The organism is Haloferula sp. BvORR071, from assembly GCF_000739615.1.
GTDB lineage: Bacteria > Verrucomicrobiota > Verrucomicrobiia > Verrucomicrobiales > Akkermansiaceae > Haloferula.
This window is the reverse complement of the sequence record NZ_BATP01000030.1, coordinates 102,593-118,530: the sequence shown is the minus strand read 5'-3', so window position 1 is coordinate 118,530 and position 15,938 is coordinate 102,593. Positions and strand designations below refer to the sequence as shown.

At 63.1% G+C, this 15,938-nt stretch carries 10 protein-coding genes; 5 read left to right on the top strand and 5 right to left on the bottom strand.

The window, feature by feature from the left end; genetic code table 11:
- Positions 1 to 3 precede the first annotated feature (3 nt).
- The 3 genes from BV071_RS16840 to BV071_RS16825 form a co-directional block, all read right to left on the bottom strand.
- Positions 4 to 1,719, bottom strand: coding sequence for a DEAD/DEAH box helicase (locus tag BV071_RS16840; RefSeq protein WP_035609556.1), 1,716 nt, complete (start codon positions 1,717 to 1,719; stop codon positions 4 to 6).
- A gap of 690 nt (positions 1,720 to 2,409) precedes the next feature.
- Positions 2,410 to 3,696: an NAD-dependent succinate-semialdehyde dehydrogenase gene (locus BV071_RS16830; protein ID WP_265594531.1), complete on the bottom strand. Its 1,287-nt coding sequence runs from the start codon at positions 3,694 to 3,696 to the stop codon at positions 2,410 to 2,412.
- 469 nt (positions 3,697 to 4,165) lie between these two features.
- Positions 4,166 to 9,121 carry an autotransporter-associated beta strand repeat-containing protein gene (locus BV071_RS16825; RefSeq protein WP_035609549.1) on the bottom strand — a complete coding sequence of 1,652 codons (4,956 nt, stop codon included), beginning with the start codon at positions 9,119 to 9,121 and terminating at the stop codon, positions 4,166 to 4,168.
- Positions 9,122 to 9,526: 405 nt separating this feature from the next.
- Here BV071_RS16825 and BV071_RS16820 point away from each other — a divergent pair, with 405 nt between their 5' ends.
- The gene (locus BV071_RS16820; protein ID WP_035609546.1) at positions 9,527 to 10,045 is read left to right on the top strand and encodes a DNA starvation/stationary phase protection protein; all 519 of its coding nucleotides are present in this window, start codon (positions 9,527 to 9,529) and stop codon (positions 10,043 to 10,045) included.
- A gap of 81 nt (positions 10,046 to 10,126) precedes the next feature.
- Here BV071_RS16820 and BV071_RS16815 read toward each other — a convergent pair whose 3' ends face one another.
- Positions 10,127 to 10,342 carry a hypothetical protein gene (locus BV071_RS16815; RefSeq protein WP_035609544.1) on the bottom strand — a complete coding sequence of 72 codons (216 nt, stop codon included), beginning with the start codon at positions 10,340 to 10,342 and terminating at the stop codon, positions 10,127 to 10,129.
- Positions 10,343 to 10,638: 296 nt separating this feature from the next.
- Between BV071_RS16815 and BV071_RS16810 the strand changes: the two genes are divergently transcribed.
- The 4 genes from BV071_RS16810 to BV071_RS16790 all read left to right on the top strand — a co-directional run bounded on the left by BV071_RS16810 (position 10,639) and on the right by BV071_RS16790 (position 14,457).
- The gene (locus BV071_RS16810) at positions 10,639 to 11,577 is read left to right on the top strand and encodes a diacylglycerol kinase family protein (RefSeq protein ID WP_035609542.1); all 939 of its coding nucleotides are present in this window, start codon (positions 10,639 to 10,641) and stop codon (positions 11,575 to 11,577) included.
- Entirely contained in the window at positions 11,574 to 12,413 is an 840-nt protein-coding gene (locus tag BV071_RS16805) for a metallophosphoesterase (RefSeq protein ID WP_052573466.1), read from the top strand. Before BV071_RS16810 ends, BV071_RS16805 begins: the two co-directional genes overlap by 4 nt.
- Complete coding sequence (locus BV071_RS33145; protein ID WP_052573465.1) at positions 12,410 to 13,822, top strand: NAD(P)/FAD-dependent oxidoreductase; 1,413 nt, start codon at positions 12,410 to 12,412, stop codon at positions 13,820 to 13,822. Before BV071_RS16805 ends, BV071_RS33145 begins: the two co-directional genes overlap by 4 nt.
- Before the next feature lie 152 nt (positions 13,823 to 13,974).
- Positions 13,975 to 14,457, top strand: coding sequence for a hypothetical protein (locus BV071_RS16790; protein ID WP_035609533.1), 483 nt, complete (start codon positions 13,975 to 13,977; stop codon positions 14,455 to 14,457).
- 395 nt (positions 14,458 to 14,852) lie between these two features.
- On the opposite strand, the gene BV071_RS16785 is transcribed toward BV071_RS16790, so the two are convergent.
- A complete protein-coding gene (locus BV071_RS16785; protein ID WP_265594530.1) occupies positions 14,853 to 15,527 on the bottom strand; it encodes a hypothetical protein in 675 nt (224 codons plus the stop codon).
- Positions 15,528 to 15,938 lie beyond the last annotated feature (411 nt).

Genomic DNA, 15,938 nt, shown 5'->3' with positions numbered 1-15,938 from the left:
ACCTCAGGACTTGTCCTTCGGGCCGCGGTCGTAATCCAAGATGAAGTTCCGGCCGCGCAGATTCGCGCCCTTGGAAATCTGGATGAGGCGGTCGGCGCAGTCCTTGCGGACGTCGATGCAGCTGTGCTTCGCGAAGAGCTTCACGTGGCCGACGGCACCGTCGGGCAGGCCAGCTTCGCCGTAGAGCATGCCGATGATCTCGCCGACCTTCACGCCGTGGAATTTCCCCAGCGAGAAGAAGAGCGGCACCATCTCGGCATTGTCATGCGGGCCTTCACGGCGTGGCTCACGCTCACGGAACTCCCGCTGTGGGCCGCGATCGCCGCCACGGTCATTGCCGCGCTCGCTGAACTCGCGACGATTGCGCGGGCCTGAGGCGGAGGAGCGGACTGGCTCGCGGTCTTCGGCGATCTCGCCGAACTCGCGGCCGCGGGATTCGCGCAGCAGCGTGAAGAGCACGCTGGCGATGTCAGTTGGCGTGAAGCCTTGCTCCAGCAAGCGGTCCGCCTGGCTCTCGTGCGATTCGAATTCGCCCTTCTCCAGGCGCTCCTTCACTTCCTCGAAGGCGATGTCGGCCAAGCGGCCTTCGACCTGCTCTTGAGAAGGCACCTTCTCGCGGCGGATGACTTGGCGGGTGTAGCGCTCGATCATCTCCAGGCGATGGATCTCGCGGCCGAAGACGAAGCTCGTCGCGCGACCGCTGCGTCCGGCACGACCGGTGCGGCCGATGCGGTGGACGTAGTCCTCCGGATCCTGCGGCAAGTCGTAGTTGAAGACCACGTCGATGTTCTCGACGTCGAGGCCGCGTGCGGCCACGTCGGTCGCCACCAGCAGTTCGATCGTGCCATCGCGGAAGCGCTTCAGCACCCGCTCGCGCATCTGCTGGGTGATGTCACCGTGCAGGCGGTCCACGGTGTAGCCGCGGGCCAGCAAGGACTCGGTGCACTCATCCACCGAGCGCTTGGTATTGCAGAAAATGATCGCGAGACGCGCTTGCTCGATGTCCAGCAAGCGAGAGAGCACTTCCACCTTCGAGCGCTCGCGGACTTCGTAGTAACTCTGGTCGATCGTCGAAACCGTCTTGGCCTTCTGGTCGATCTGGATCGTCTGCGGGTCCTTGCCGAAGCGGCCGATCAGGTGCGAGACCCCGCGGCTCATCGTCGCGGAGAAGAACATCGATTGGCGCTCTGGCGGCAGTGCGGCCAGCAGCTCTTCCATCTCCTCGCGGAAACCGAGGTCGAGCATGCGGTCCGCCTCATCGAGCACGATGGTGTTGATCTGGCTGACATCGAAGGAACCGCGGCGCAGGTGGTCCATCACCCGGCCCGGGGTGCCGACGACGACTTGCACGCCGTCGCGCAGCGCGCGGAGCTGGCGGTCCATCGGCGCGCCGCCATAGACGGGGATCGCGCGGAGCTGTCCCAGCTTCGCACCGAGACGGTGGACTTCCTCGCAGACCTGCACCGCGAGTTCGCGGGTCGGGCAGAGGATCAGGGCCTGCGGCAGGCGCTTCTTGAAATCGAGTTTGGCCAGCAGCGGCAGCGTGAAGGCCGCGGTCTTGCCGGAGCCAGTGTGGGAAAGGCCGAGGATGTCGCGTCCTGTTAGAGCGACCGGGATCGCCATTGCCTGGATCGGGGAGGGGCGCTCGAAGCCGAGGGCTTCAACGGCGGCGAGCAATTCGGACGGCAATCCAAGTTCGGAGAATGGCGGTGTTTCCATGGTATAATTGTCTGTGGTTCAAGGACGGATGACCCTGGAAACCACGACAAAACACGTACACGTCTCCTGGATCGAACAACCCGCTTTTCGTGCGGGGCGCGGACACTGGCCCCTTTTTCTGGTCTGGCAAGAAGGATTTTCAGGTAATTACCTCGGTTTCCGGGGTTTGGCTGAGTCGCTTCCGGCGTTGGCGAAGCCGCCAGAAGAGAAGGCTTACCCAAACCAGAGAATAGATCAGGACGGCCAACCAGTGGGCCGGGTAGATGCCTCTGCTCGTATAGGAAGGATCGAAAGTCGAACCCATCTGGATGCCCGGCATGGGAAGCAAACGGGAGAGTGATGGGATCCCGGTCCATCCCTGCTCGCTGCGTACTTGGTTCCAACCAGGCGTCGAGGAAGAGCTTGGAATCGGACCTTTAAAGCTCATCAGGGTAATTCCGAAACGATCTTCCCCGTTGTTAAAGATGAGTATTTGTTGGGACGAAGTGTAGGTCAGGACTGAAGAACGATGGAAGCTGGCATACCATCCCCAGACCCAGAACAAGCAGATGAGCCCCACGAGCCCCAACCAAAAGAGCAGCGAACGCCGGAGATAAGCCGAGGCGAAACGGGTCCTTCCAGTCCGCTCTCCTGTCGCTGGTTCTACCTCTTTCTCCACTAGCGCAGGATGCCCCCTTCCTCACTCTCCGTCTACCTCAGCGTCTTTAGATTCACAAACTCCCGGATGCCTTCTTCGCCGAGCTCCCGGCCCCAGCCGCTGTCTTTCACCCCGCCGAAGGGAAAGCGTGGATCGGATACCACCTGACCGTTGATCGCCACAGTGCCCGTCTCCAGAGCTTCCGCCACTCGCCGGGCTCTTGCCATGTCCCGGCTGAAAACCGCGCCCCCCAAGCCGAAGGGCGACTGGTTCGCCCATTGGATTGCCTCCGCCTCATCCTTCACCCGCATGACCGCCGCCACCGGCCCGAAGGTCTCCTCGTCGAAGGCCCGCATTCCCGGTCTCACGTCTGCCAGCAGGGTCGCCGGGTAGTACGGCTTGCCTCGTAGTTCTGGCTCCTCCGGGATCTTTCCACCGAGCAATAGGCGCGCTCCCGCCGTGATGCTGTCCTCCACTTGGTGGTGGATCTCATCCCTGAGGTCCTCCCGCGCCATCGGGCCCAGCAGCGTGTTTTCATCCAGCGGATCTCCCGGCGCGAACTTCTCGAGCTCCGCCTTCAAGAGCGGGAGGAACTCTTCATAGACATCATGTTCCACCAGGAAGCGCTTGGCCGCGATGCAGCTTTGGCCGGCGTTCACCATCCGTGCGGCGGCGCAGATCTTCGCGGCCTCCGGCAGATCTGCGTCCTTCAGGATCAGGTAAGGATCGCTGCCGCCGAGCTCCAGGACCGACTTCTTGAGGTGCTTTCCTGCCGCGGCGGCCACCTTGCGTCCGGCCTCGGTGCTACCGGTGAAGGTCACCGCCCGCACCCGCGGGTCGCCGATCCATTCGGTTGCCTGCTCGCCGGAGATGAAGACCGCTTGCATCAGGTCCTTCCGGTTGAAGGCCTCCGCCACCAGCGCCACGATCTCGCGCGCGCAGCCGGAGACGTTCGAGGCATGCTTGAGGAGGATGGTGTTGCCAGCCATCAGTGCTGGCGCGGCGAAGCGAAAGACCTGCCAGAGGGGGAAGTTCCAGGGCATGATCGCCAGGACCGGGCCGAGTGGTTGGTAGATCATCGTGGCACCCTCGCGCTCCACGGGGGACAGCATCCGCTCGGCGTGCTGCGCATAATAGCGGCAGGCGGTGGCGCACTTGGCGGCCTCTGCCTTGCCTTGGGTTACCGGCTTGCCCATTTCCCGGGCCATTAGCTTGGCTAGGGAGTCTTGCTCTTTTTCCAAGAGCTCGGCCAAGCGCAGCAGTCCCCCGGCCCGCTCGTCGAACGACATTCCCCGCAGCGCGGCGTAGCCGCTCACCAGTTCATCCAGCTCGTCCGACATGCCCTACCGTGTACCCGGGTGGTGATCGCACAAAAGGAAAAGGCGCTCCGTCAGTGCCACCTCCCGGATGCTGACCGTTGCGGCGCAGTCGCTTTGGGAGCGCGAGTGAGCATCCTGTGTCTTACCGACAACTTGAGGTGCAGGAACTCCCCGGCCTGCCCGGTAGTGCGGCCTGGCCCAGGCCGCCGCGTGCGATCCACGTGGACCGCAACCGGGTTCGATGCATGAAGGTGATCCCCACATCGCTCGCGGCGCGCTGAGGCCATCGCGCCCTACCGAGCGCAACGTCCTCTGGTTCGAAGCCAAGGATGCTCGCGCGCACTCCAAAAGCGGCTGCGCCGCAAAGGGGGCCACGCTAAGTGTTGATTTGCTGCCTCCGAAACCGTTCCGCAGGGAGCCAAAGAAAAGGGCCCCGGCCGCGCGAAGCGGCCGGGGCCCATGGAATAGTCAATCAAGGGACTGCCTCAGCTCAGGGCGTGACGGTGACGCGCATGAAGCCGGTGCCAGCGGGCAGGCCGTTGGTGCCGTTCAGGCTGAAGGTCCGGTATTCGTAGCCGCTCGGAGCGGCGGGCAGGCCGGTGCTTACCGGAGCCACCACCGAAACCGGGGCCGTGAAGCCCGACAGGTCGAGGGAGCCTTGGACGGTGTAGGTATAGCCGTCCTTGATGGCCGTGGGCGAGGGGTTGCCGGCGAAGACCGGCGTCCCGCTGCGCACCGCGATGGTCAGCAGCAGCTCCTTGTCGGAGTCCGCATCGTCGCTGTCGGCGGTCAGGGTGTAGATCTTGGCATTGTCGCTGCCGCTGATCGGCGAGCCGCCCAGCGCGAATTCCACGCTGTTGATCTGGCCGTCACCATCCTTGTCGAAGCCCGGGGCACCATCGGTGAGCGGATCGAGACCGAAGCTGCTGGCCCAGGAATCATACGCCGATGCCGAAGGCACGATCGCGATGTTGGTCGAGGTCAGCCCGTCGTTGTAGGCGTAGTTGAGCGCGTAGCCGGCGGGCAGGCCGCTGACGGTTGCGAACGGCACCGGGGTGGTCCCGGTGTAGGTCGCGATCACCAGGGCCGGAGCCGTCGGCGTGTTGCCCAGGTTGATGTCGAGCTTACCCGCGCTCACGTCGAGCGTGCCGTTCACTACCAGCTTGTCAGCCGTGGCGCCGTCCACATCGCAGGTATAGCTACCTGCGATCGTTGTGGCACCCGCGGTGAAGGTTCCCACCGTGACACCCGGGGCGACCGCAGCTCCGGCGGAGACCGCCAGCGGACCGGCGACCGAGCCGGTGCCGCCGAGCGAGCCGGCGGATACCGTGGTGGTGCCAGTGTAGGTGTTCGCGGCATTCAGTTGCAGGGTGCCGGTGCCGGACTTGGTCAGGCCGCCGCCACCGGTGCCGTCGAGCAGCACCTGGGTGATCGCGATGGTCTGGCCATTGCTGTCGATCTTCGCACCGTTGGCCTTCACGTTCGCGGCATTCAGGCCGGAGATGAAGGTGGCATTGGCACCGGTGCCGGCCTTGAGCAGGCCGCCGTTGAAGTTGAAGGTGCCGTTGCCACCGCCGCCGCCGGCTTCAGTCACCTGCTTGGCGGTGATCGTGCCGCCGTCCAGGTTCACCACGCCGGTGCCGGCGTTCGCGCCGTTGATCGTGGAGACGTTGAGTGCCACGCCGTTCACGTTGACCGCGCCGGTGCCGGAGACGTTGAGCGTGCCCGTGCCTTCTTCCGCGACGAAGAGCGCTTGGCCCGTGCCGTTCTGGTTGAAGGCGCCCGCGCTGATATTCACCACCCCGGTGGCACCGGTGTAGCGGCCGATGCTGATCCAACTGGCGGCATTGAAGGTGCCCCCGGTCTGGTTGACCGTGCCGGTGGTCCCGGTGTTCTTGCCGATGAAGACCGTGCCGCTGCTGTTCGCGAGGCCGCTGTCCTGCAGGTTGAGCGTTCCTTGGGAAACGCCCACGTCGCTGACGTTGAAGTCACTCGAGGTGTTGAGGAACTGGCCGTTGCCCTTGACCGTCACGGTGCCGACGCCGTTGGTGCCGATCGAGAGGTAGCCGCCGGTGCGGTTGAAGACGCCGTTGCCCTGGATGGTCAGAGAGCCGTTGGCTCCCGCAACGTTGCCGAGCAGCAAGCGGTTGTTCGTCGTGAAGGTCGAGGTCCCGTCGATGATCATCGCACCCAGCGAGGTGGCATCCTGGCCGATCGTCAGTTCCGTCGAGCTGGCGGTGGAAGCGCCGTTCATCGTCATCGTGCCATTCGAGCCCGACAAGCGGCCGACGATCATCTGCCCCGCCGTGAAGGAGGAGCTGTTGAGTGTCAGGTTGGCGGTGGATCCGGCGCTTTCCGAGACGTAGGTGGTGCCGGTGGTGAAGGACGAGTTGTTCAGCGTGACCGCGGAAGTCGCCAGGTGACCGGCCACGGCGTTGGCATAGCCCAGGGAGATGTTCCCGGTGGTGATGGTGGAGCCAGTGGCGGTGAAGCTGGAGACCAGCCCGGTGCTGCCGTTACCGCGGCCCACGGAGAGCCAAGTATTGGTGTTGAGGGTGGTGTTGTTCAGCGTCACGGCTGCGCCGAAGGCGGTCGTGGAGCCGATCCAGAACTCACCGGTCACGGTGTTGACCTGGGTGCCGCCACCGCTGAGAACCAGGCCACCTTGCTCGACCCGGAAGGCACCGGGTGCCACGATGGAACCATTGGCCAGGACGTTCGTGCCTGGATTGCTCAGGGTCAGCGTGCCGGTGCCTTGCTTGGCGAACTTGCCGAGGACGGTGTTCACCGGTCCGCTCAGTGTCAGGTCATTGGTGATCGTCAGCGCGCTGCTGATCGTGTTGTCCGCGCCGTTGTTGGTGAAGCCGCGGTCGCTGCTCGTGCTTGCGCCGTTGTAGGCAAGCGTGCCACCGGAGAAGACCAGGTTGGCCGCAGCCGCGCTGGAGGCGCCGAGCGAGCTCGCCACGCCGCCATTGGCGATCGTGTCGATGTTCAAGGTGCCGGCCGCGAGGGTGGTCACGCCGCTGTAGTCGTTGGCGGTGGCGATGTGGACCGTGCCCGTGCCCTGCTTGAGCAAGCTGGCAGTGCCGGTGATCTTGCCGTTTCCGCTGAGGTCATAGGTAGTGGTCGCGTTGTTGAAGGTTACGGCGCTCGGCGCGACCGTCGTATTCAGCACCACGTTCGGGTTGACCACGCCGGTGTCATTGAAGAGCACCGGTGCCGGATCGGCGTAGGTCGAAGGAGCGCTTGCCACTTGGTCGAACCAGTTGGTGGTGGTGGTGTCCCACTGGCCGTTCGTGGCCCCCGTCCAGCGCGGCAGCGAGGCGCTGTCCACGTCCAGATAGACCAGGCCCATGCCCGGACCGTAGAAGTTCGGGTCGATGGTCAGCACGTTCGGACTGACGAAGACACCGTTCGGCAAGGTGCCGAGGGCGAAGGAACCGCTGCCGGCGATCGCGCCATTGAAGCTGAGCAGCGGCATGATGCCGGTGGAGGGCAGCGCGTCGGTCACGTTGATGGTGGTGACGCCGTTCAGGGTCAGGGTGCCGCTGACATTGAGCGGCGCGACCGTGGAGTTCCCGGCAAAGTTGCCGAGGTTCAGGTCGAGGGTCGTCGCGCCCGTGGTTCCGAAGGTGGCATTCGCTACGGTCAGGAGCTGGTTGGCCGCGGTGGTCGTCAGCGCGAAGCCCGCGCCATCCGCCACGGTGAGGGCACCGGTGCCGGTTTCCGAGGTATTGATCGCGAGCTTGCCGCCGGTGATGCTGCGGGGCCCGCTGTAGGTATTGGCCCCGGAAAGGGTCAGCGTGCCGCCGCCGGACTTCACCACGCCGCCGGCACCGTTGAGTGCCTGGGCGATGCCGATCGCGAAGCTGTTGCTGTTCAGCAGCAGGCCGCCCGACTCGAGGTCGAGGGTGTCGCAGTTCGTGATGAAGGTCGGTTGGATCCCGGTGGCGATGAGCTGGGTGCCGTTGATGTCGACATTGGAAGTGCCGCCGCCAGCGCCATTGATGATGTTGGTGGTCAGGGTGCCGCCATCGAGATTCAGATCGGCGACCACGGTGCCACCGGCGCCGACCAGCACCTGCGGAGCCTTGATCTGGCCGGTGCCGGAAAGCGTGAGGTTGGCAGAGCCGGTGCCGCCTTCACCGACCAGCAGGTTGCCGGTCTGGACGTCGAAGAGACCACCGCTGATGTTCACGGTGGCGTTGGCGGCACTGAAGTTTGCGATCGAGACGCTGCCGCCGCCGGTCTTGGTCACAGTTCCGCCCGACTGGGTGAAGGTGGCATTGCCGCCGCGCGCGATCGCGATCCAGTTGTTCACGGTGATCGTGCCGGACTGCAGGGTGACCGAGCCGGTGCTGCCAGCACCTTGGCCGACCCAGAACTCGCCGTTCACGGCGACCAGGGCATTCGCGCCGTTCATCGTCAGGCTGCCTTTACCGGTGCCGACGAAGGAGGCATTGTTGTCGGTATTGCCCACGTCCATGCCGCCCACCGAGAAGCGCCGGATGGCGTTGATGGTGCCGCCGGTCATCGAGACGCTGGAGGTGTTCGCGTTGGCCGTATTGAGCACGCCGATCGCGAACATCGAGTTCCCGTCGTTCGTCGAGTTCGTGTAGGTGCCGCCGGACATCACCAGCTTACCCCACGAGTTGCCCAGGCCGATGTAAGTGCGGGAGCCGGCGTTGTGGTTGATGAGGCCGCCGCTCATGTTGAGCGTGCCGTTGCCGCCTGCTTGGCCGATGAATTGCCAGCCGCCGCCGGTCACGGTGCCAGCGTCCAGATTGAAGGTGCCGGTGCCGCCTTGTGCTCCCACGACGAGGTCGTTGCCGAGGGTCAGGCCACCGGAGGTGTTCATGTTGAAGACCCCAGTGCCGGCGTCAGCGCCCGCGTCATCACCGCCCACGTAAAGGCGGCCGTTGGTGGTGCTGGTGCCGCCCACCTTTACGGTGCCGGCGCTCAGGCCCATCCCGGTCAGGGGGCCGCCCGGTGTGCTGGGATCGGCGAGGTTGTAGGTGCCATTGGCGGCCGCATTGCCGGTGCCCACGAAGAACCAGTTGGTGTTACCGGTGGAGAGGGTTCCCCCGAGGTGGTCCACGCGCCCGGTTACCGCGCCGTTGGTGCCGACGCGGATGTCGCGTGGAGCGACCGTCGGCGTTGTGGTGATGATCGGGTAGTTCGGCGTGATCAGGTTGATGATCGCATCATCATAGGTGTCACCGCTCGGTGCGCCGTTTGGTTGGGCGGGCACGCGGTTGAGGCTCCAGTTGCCGGCGGTATTCCAGTCGCTGGCGACAGTGTCACCGTCCCAGACGTTGTTCACCGCGAGGGCGGAGGAGCCGAGCAGAGCGGTGCCGGCGAGAAGGCCGGCGAACCAGCGGGCGTTGTGGGAGGCCGTCGCCACGAGGGAGGCTCGGGTTACGGAATTCTGATTCTGGGTATTCATGGGCTTCATCAAGGGGTCGATCGAGGTACAGCCGGGGGTACAGACCTCCGGTCTTGGGGGTGCCGAATAGGCGCTCCTGGGTTAGGGAAGGCAGGTGGGAGATGTTCCCGGGTAACGTGGGTTTTCCGGGTTCCGGATTGGGTTCACTCGGAGGAGCGTCGGTTTGCTATATGGAAGGTGTTTTAAAGGGAATGAAAATCCTTGGCATTGCCCGACCTTTTTTAAAACCAGCATTCTTGCGTCAAAAAAATGTCGGATTCTTCATAGCGAAGCCTTCCATCGTGCAAAACGCATTTGACGATTCGTGCTACGGTTTTCTCCTGTGAGCCTGAGCGTCTGGTAATCAGTGAATTATCGGCATTGCGTCACAGCGGCTTGCCGCTTGCTTAGAGAGGAGGTGCAACCATGAAAAAGAACGCATCCGCCCCTGCTACCGAGAAGTCATCCTCTCCTGAAGCGATCCACATCGGCTTGGACTCCAAGGTCCGGGCCTTGGTCGTGAAGCACCTGTCGGCGATCTTGGCCGACCAACATGTCCTTTATACGAAGACCCGTAACTTTCACTGGAACTTAACCGGGCACCGTTTCCATACGCTGCATGAGTTTTTCGAGAAGCAGTATGGGAGCCTCGCCGAGGCTATCGATAAGACCGCGGAGCGTATCCGGCAGCTGGGATATGCCAGTCCGGGCTCGATGAAGGAGTTCCTCAGCCAAGCGACCCTGAAGGAGGTTCCAGGGGCCTTGTTGAACGGAGAAGACGCGATTGTGGCTCTCCGTGACGACCACGAGGCTGCCGCTCGCGAAGTCCGCAAGGCGGTGGATGCGGTGGACAAGGCGGGTGATGCAGGTACCACCGACTTCCTCACTGATTTGCTCAAGGAGCATGAGCTGACGGCTTGGATGCTGCGGAGCTTCTTGGATTGAGACGATATCGATAGAAAACAAAAGCCCGCTCGGTCCGTGCGGACCGTAGCGGGCTTGTTGCTTCAAGGAAGCGGTGTGACCTCAGCGGGTCGCCGCATCCTCGATCTTTTCGCCAGCCTTGTGGACGCCGTGGGCGGCGGTCTGGACGTCGTCGCCGAAGCCGCGGGCGGTGCCGCAGGAGTTCAGGCCGAAGGAGGCGCCGAGCAGAAGCAAGGCGGCCACCCACGCGGGCCAAGAGACGACGGCCTTGTCCGGAAGGCGGCAGACGTTGCACTTACGCAAAAGGATTGGATTCATAGCAGCCCTATTTTTGCAGGAGCTGAACCAAACTTGGCATGGGGAGGTATTCTATTGATAGTGAGTGAATTGTAGGTATTTGTGCGGGTGGGGAGTTCTCCGGAGTTGGTGCAAGTTGCACCTGCGGGCGGGAACTTGTGCATGACGGTGCATTTTGCATTCGGGTCCTAGGTTGGGCCGCAACTTGCACGTTGTGAATGCTGGAAACCCTGCGCTGGGGAGTCTTCGTTAATTCACCATCAATTCCTTATATCTCCATACAATCCGGGCACGGCGGCTGATAGATGATTGAACCAATGGCGCGCCATATCCTCCTCTTCAATCGTGGCTCCGGTGGGAATGACCGGGGCTTGGACGCCCAGGAAGTAGCCCGACAGGTGGAAGAGATCTTCCGCGAGGCGGGTCACGAGGTTAGTTCCCGCTTCGTCGAGCCGCGTGGAATCGAGCGCGCCCTGAAGCAGGCAATTGCGGAGAAGCCGGACGCCATCGTCGTCGCTGGCGGTGATGGGACGGTCTCCGCCGCGGCCCGCCATCTCGGCGGCAGCTCCATTGCCCTCGGGATCCTGCCGATGGGGACTTTCAACTTGGCGGCACGGGATCTTGGGGTGCCGCTGGAGATGGAGGAAGCGGCCCGTTTTCTTGCCTCTGCCCGGCCGCTGCCGATCGATATCCTCGACGTCTCGGGCCAAGCCTGCCTGTGCACCACGATCCTCGGATTCTATCCGGAGTTCGCGAAGACCTTCGAGCGCCGGGACCACGGCGGGCGCTGGTGGAAGAAGACGCTGAAGCTGGTGCTGGGCCTGCCGAAGTATTTTGCGCGGGCGCGACCGCTCCAGCTTTCGTGGCGCGGCGATGACGGCGAGGGCAGCGCCAAGACCAAGTTCTCCGCCTTCGTGCCGGGGCGCTACAAGGCCGCCGCCGGCATTGTTCCGGCGCGCACCGAGTTTCGTTCGGGTGAGCTGAGCGCCTACATCGCCACCCAGAAGGATGCGAGTGCGGCGGTCCGGGGGATGCTCGACTACGTCTTCGGCCGCCAGGAGAAAAATCCGGAGTTGCTCCACTTCAAGTCTTCCAAGCTGGAACTGCGCGACGGATCGCGCCGCGACTGCATGCTGATGCTGGATGGCGAGATCCTGCGGATGGGCTTCCCGATCGAGCTGGAGATCAAGCCCGGACACCTTTTTGTACTCACCACCCCCGAAAACATCGCCGATGAAAGGGAAGAAGCCGCATGATCCGAATCCTCCACCTCTCCGATCCCCACTTCGGAGCCGCCGACCCAGCGATCGCCGCACGCTTTCTGGCGCAGGCGGCGGAGCTGGCACCTGATCTCACGGTCCTGAGCGGTGACCTCACCATGCGGGCCCGCCGCCGCGAGTTGATCGAGGCACGCAACTTCGTGGAGCGACTGCCGCGGCCGCGGCTGGTGATTCCGGGGAATCACGACATCCCGGCGCTGAACCAGCCCTTTCACCGCTTGTTCGCGCCCTTCAAGAGGTACCGGGAAGTCTTCGGCCAGGAGCTGGAACCGGTGCACACCGCGCCAGGCCTGCATGTGGTGGGGATGAACAGCAACAAGGCTTTCAACCCCAAGCTGGATTGGTCGCTGGGGCATCTCTCGGCGGAGAACCTGCGGCGTGCCGATCAGCGGCTCTCGGGGGCGCCGGGGAGCTTCCGGGTGCTGGTGCTCCACCATCCGCTGATCGCGCCGGAGGGCCACAAGCGGGATGTCGTCCAGCCGCTGGCGGAATTGCAGGAGCTGATCGCCCGTCATCGGGTGGATCTGGTGCTTTGCGGGCACTTCCATTGCTCGCACATGGCGGCGATCGGGCCCCAAGGAGCTTGGCACTGTGTGGTTTCGCAGGCTGCGACGGTCTGCTCGACGCGGCTACAGGGCGAGCCGCAGGGTTTCCATATGATCCAAGTGGAGGGCGGATTGATAGAGATCGAGCGCTTCGTCTATGGCGGGGAGAACTTCGAGCTGGAGAAGACCTTCACTTTCACGCGGGTGGAGGAGGGCTGGGAGAGTGCCGATACCGCCACGCGGCGGGAGGAGGCCAAGATCGCATGAAGGATACCGGGCCATATGAGCTGTTGGTGATCGGGGGTGGCAGTGCCGGCCATGCTGCGGCCCGGAAGGCGGGCCTTCTGGGTCTGCGTGCGGCCCTAGTCGAGGCCGCCCCGGAGTTGGGAGGCCTCTGTATCCTGCGGGGCTGCATGCCGTCGAAGACCCTGATCGAGACAGCCAATCGGATGCGGATCATGCGCGATGGCGCGCGCTTCGGGATAGGGGCACAAGTGCCGGTGCTGGATCCGGAGAGGCTGCGGGCGCGGCTTGAGTCCCTGCTGGATGACTTCCGCCGGGACCGGGTGACGTCGATGGAATCCGGGTGCTACGAGCTGCTGCGCGGGAGTGCGCGGTTCAGCTCGCCGCATGAGATTGAGCTTACAGCGGCGGATGGGACGGTCACGCCGCAACGGGCGGATGCTTTTGTTATCGCCACCGGCTCGCATCCGACGGTGCCGCCGATTGCGGGGTTGGATGGGACGCCCTTCTGGACCAGTGATGATGTGGTGCGGCTGCCGAGCGTGCCGAAGCGGATCGCGATCCTGGGCGCGGGTGCGATCGGGATGGAATTCGCGCACCTGTTCGAGGGCTTCGGCAGCGAGGTCACGGTGATTGCCCATGGGGAGTCGATCATGGGTGGAGGCACTGATCCGGACATTGCGATCGCGATGGAGGCGGAGAGCCGCGAGCGCGGGATCCGCTTCCTGAAGAAGACCGAGGTGAAGGAAGTGGCGCATGGGGAAGGGTTGTTCCGCTTGAGGCTCAGAGGTGAGGCGGAAGCGCTGGAAGCGGAGGCCTTATTGGTGGCTACCGGACGCAAGCCGACGACGGCGGGGCTTGAGCTTGAGAAGATTGGGATCGCGATGGAGGAGGGGCGGATCTTGATCGACGAGCGGGCAACGACTTCACGGCCGCACATTTTCGCAGCGGGCGACTGCGCCAGTCCGGTGCCGGTAGTGCATCTGGCAGTGATCCAAGGGAAAGTCGCGGCGCGGAATGCGGCGCGCCTGATCCGCAAGGATCACCTCGCGGAGGGGGCGGAGTGGAATCGGCATTCGGCGATGTCGGCGTGGTTCACCGAGCCGCAGTGTGTGCGGATCGGTTTGTCGGAGACGCAAGCGAAGGAAGAGCAAATTCCGGTTCTCGTTGGCCGCCAGAGTTATGCCGATCATGGCAAGGGGATGATCAGCGGTGCGCGCCATGGCTTCGTGAAGGTGCTGGCGGATCCGGAGAGCGGGCGCTTGCTCGGCGCGGCGGGTCTCGGGCCGGAGGTGGTGGAGACTGCGCACCTGCTCCAGATGGCGATCGAGCTGCGAATGAGCGCGGCGGATTACCTCGCCATTCCCCACTACCATCCAACCTTGGCGGAGGCTTGGCTGCGAGCGGTGGAGGCGATCGAAGCGCAGCGCTGACCGTTGCAAAGCGCCACGGTGGAAGCTGCGGAATTTGCAGTTTGCGAGACGCAAAATCCGCCAGCTTCTTTCAAGATGTGCGAAGACCTCGCAGCATCAAGCGCGGCAGAGATTTTTTAAAAGCGGCACGCTGCTTGCGAAGAGGAAGGGATATGAACGAGCTACGTCTGCCTGCCCAAGCGACTTCCGTAACTCTCCAGACCGCCCTGACCCGCACCTTGGATGCGGTGAGTGCCTATCTGCATGCCGCCTCGATTTCCGAATCCCGGATTTTGACCCAAGTCTGCAACGATCTGGCGATCCAGCGGAACAGCCAGGCGGACCGGATTGCGGCGTGGATCGATGAGGCGGGCGAGCGGCCGGACTTCGGCTTCAGCCGCGAGGCTGGTTTCCAGCAAATCTGGATGAGCTTGGTAAGCCGCCGCTTCCCGACATTCCGCGAGGGATTGCCGCGCGAATGCGAGCGCAGCGACCGGCGGCTTGAGCGGGTGCTGCTCCGGCTTTGGAATGATCCGGATACGAGCGAGGTCCAGCGGCGCAATCTGGGTGAGCTGCTGCGCGAGGTGCGGGATGGGATCGACCGTTTGGAGCACCTGCGTGCGCCAGGGGTGTTGGCGCCTTCGATGGTTCACTGAGGACGCTGGATTTTCACCGCGAAAAACGCGAAAGGGCGCGAAATTTGAACAGCCGGGGAGCTGGCTGGGGTCGTCGCGATGTGGTCGCTGTTCCGGGATTTGCGTGACGATTGGCAAAGGCAGGAGGCACCACGAATGAAGACCAATCGACACGAATGTAGATTCGGTTCGAGGAATGGCAGGTGATTAGGGCTGCTTTGGATGGCTGATCGGGTTGCGGTAAGGGTTCTTTTTGGGACCGAGACGGCTGGAATGGCTAGGGTTGAAATGCCGGAAGAACCGGAGCCGGAGACCTTCTGTATTCCCTCCATACAATCGATCCCGGTCCGAGAGGTCAGGCTGAGGACGACCATCAAAGCCAATCCGGCGATCCATCGCTGGGCCTTCATTCCCAACTACGGCTTCTTGAGCGTATCGAAGAATGTCCCTTTGTTCTTCACTTCCACAACAAGCTCCTGACTCGAGGTGGTTCCCACCCATGCTGCAGGAGCCTTGGAATGATACTCGGCGATCACTTTGAATTTTCCCAAAGGATTCTCGAAGTAGAGCTTGTCCATTGCGGCAACTATCTCGGCTCTTTTTTCGTCCAACTTGTTCAGACGTTGATCGCGCTCCTCACTTGGAATCGCGGCCTGCTGGGCTAGCACTTCAGTGGCCCATGCCTGGATCTTGCCAAGCCGGACCTCCGCCGGCTGCAGGATCTCCATCGAGTATTTCACGGCCTCTTTGCCGTCTTCCCCTCCACTGCCGTAGTAGGAAACTTTCACTGGGACCGGAGCCCCGGAGGCAAAGTCGGAAACCTTGATCGTGATGTACTCATTGGGGTTCTGCCCTTGAGCCGGGTTTACCGGCAATACCCCCGACTCACGAAAGTCCTCCTCTATTTTCCTGTCCAAGGTGAATTCCACGTCGATCCGCTTGATATTGCTTACTGGAATGACGCCAGCGGGGACGGACTCCCCTGCCAGCGGGTTCAGAATCGCAAGAGTGAGGGCAGGAGCCTCCTCGGCCCTGGCGCAGGCCATGCACCACATCGAAGCACTCAAAAGAAACGGGATGATTGTTTTCATGAGCTTGAGGAACAATAAAGGGAGCAGGACGAATGGCACGTGATTATGATCCATTTGGTGGATCGTCTTGTGGGAGGAGACGGCGAGGATCGGTCGTTGGGAGGAATATCGCGTGAATCCGGACCGAGGGAAACCCGCTTCCGGGTTCGAATTGGTTTGGCGCTACCCTGGGCTTTATGAGGGAACGGCGTTGCCGTTCTTAGAGCGATGCACTCCGCAAGCGAACCGGGAGCGACGAAAACGGCCTTAATCACGTGGCATTCGGAGCAGGATCTAATAACCAGAATGGAATCAGTCGTCGCATTTTAACATCTGGTTCGTTTCTCGGGATTAGGCTGGTCCGGAGGAATACGAGGACGTGGCGAATGATGCGCATCGAGTCCGCTTCGCCATGATCGCGATTGGTCATGC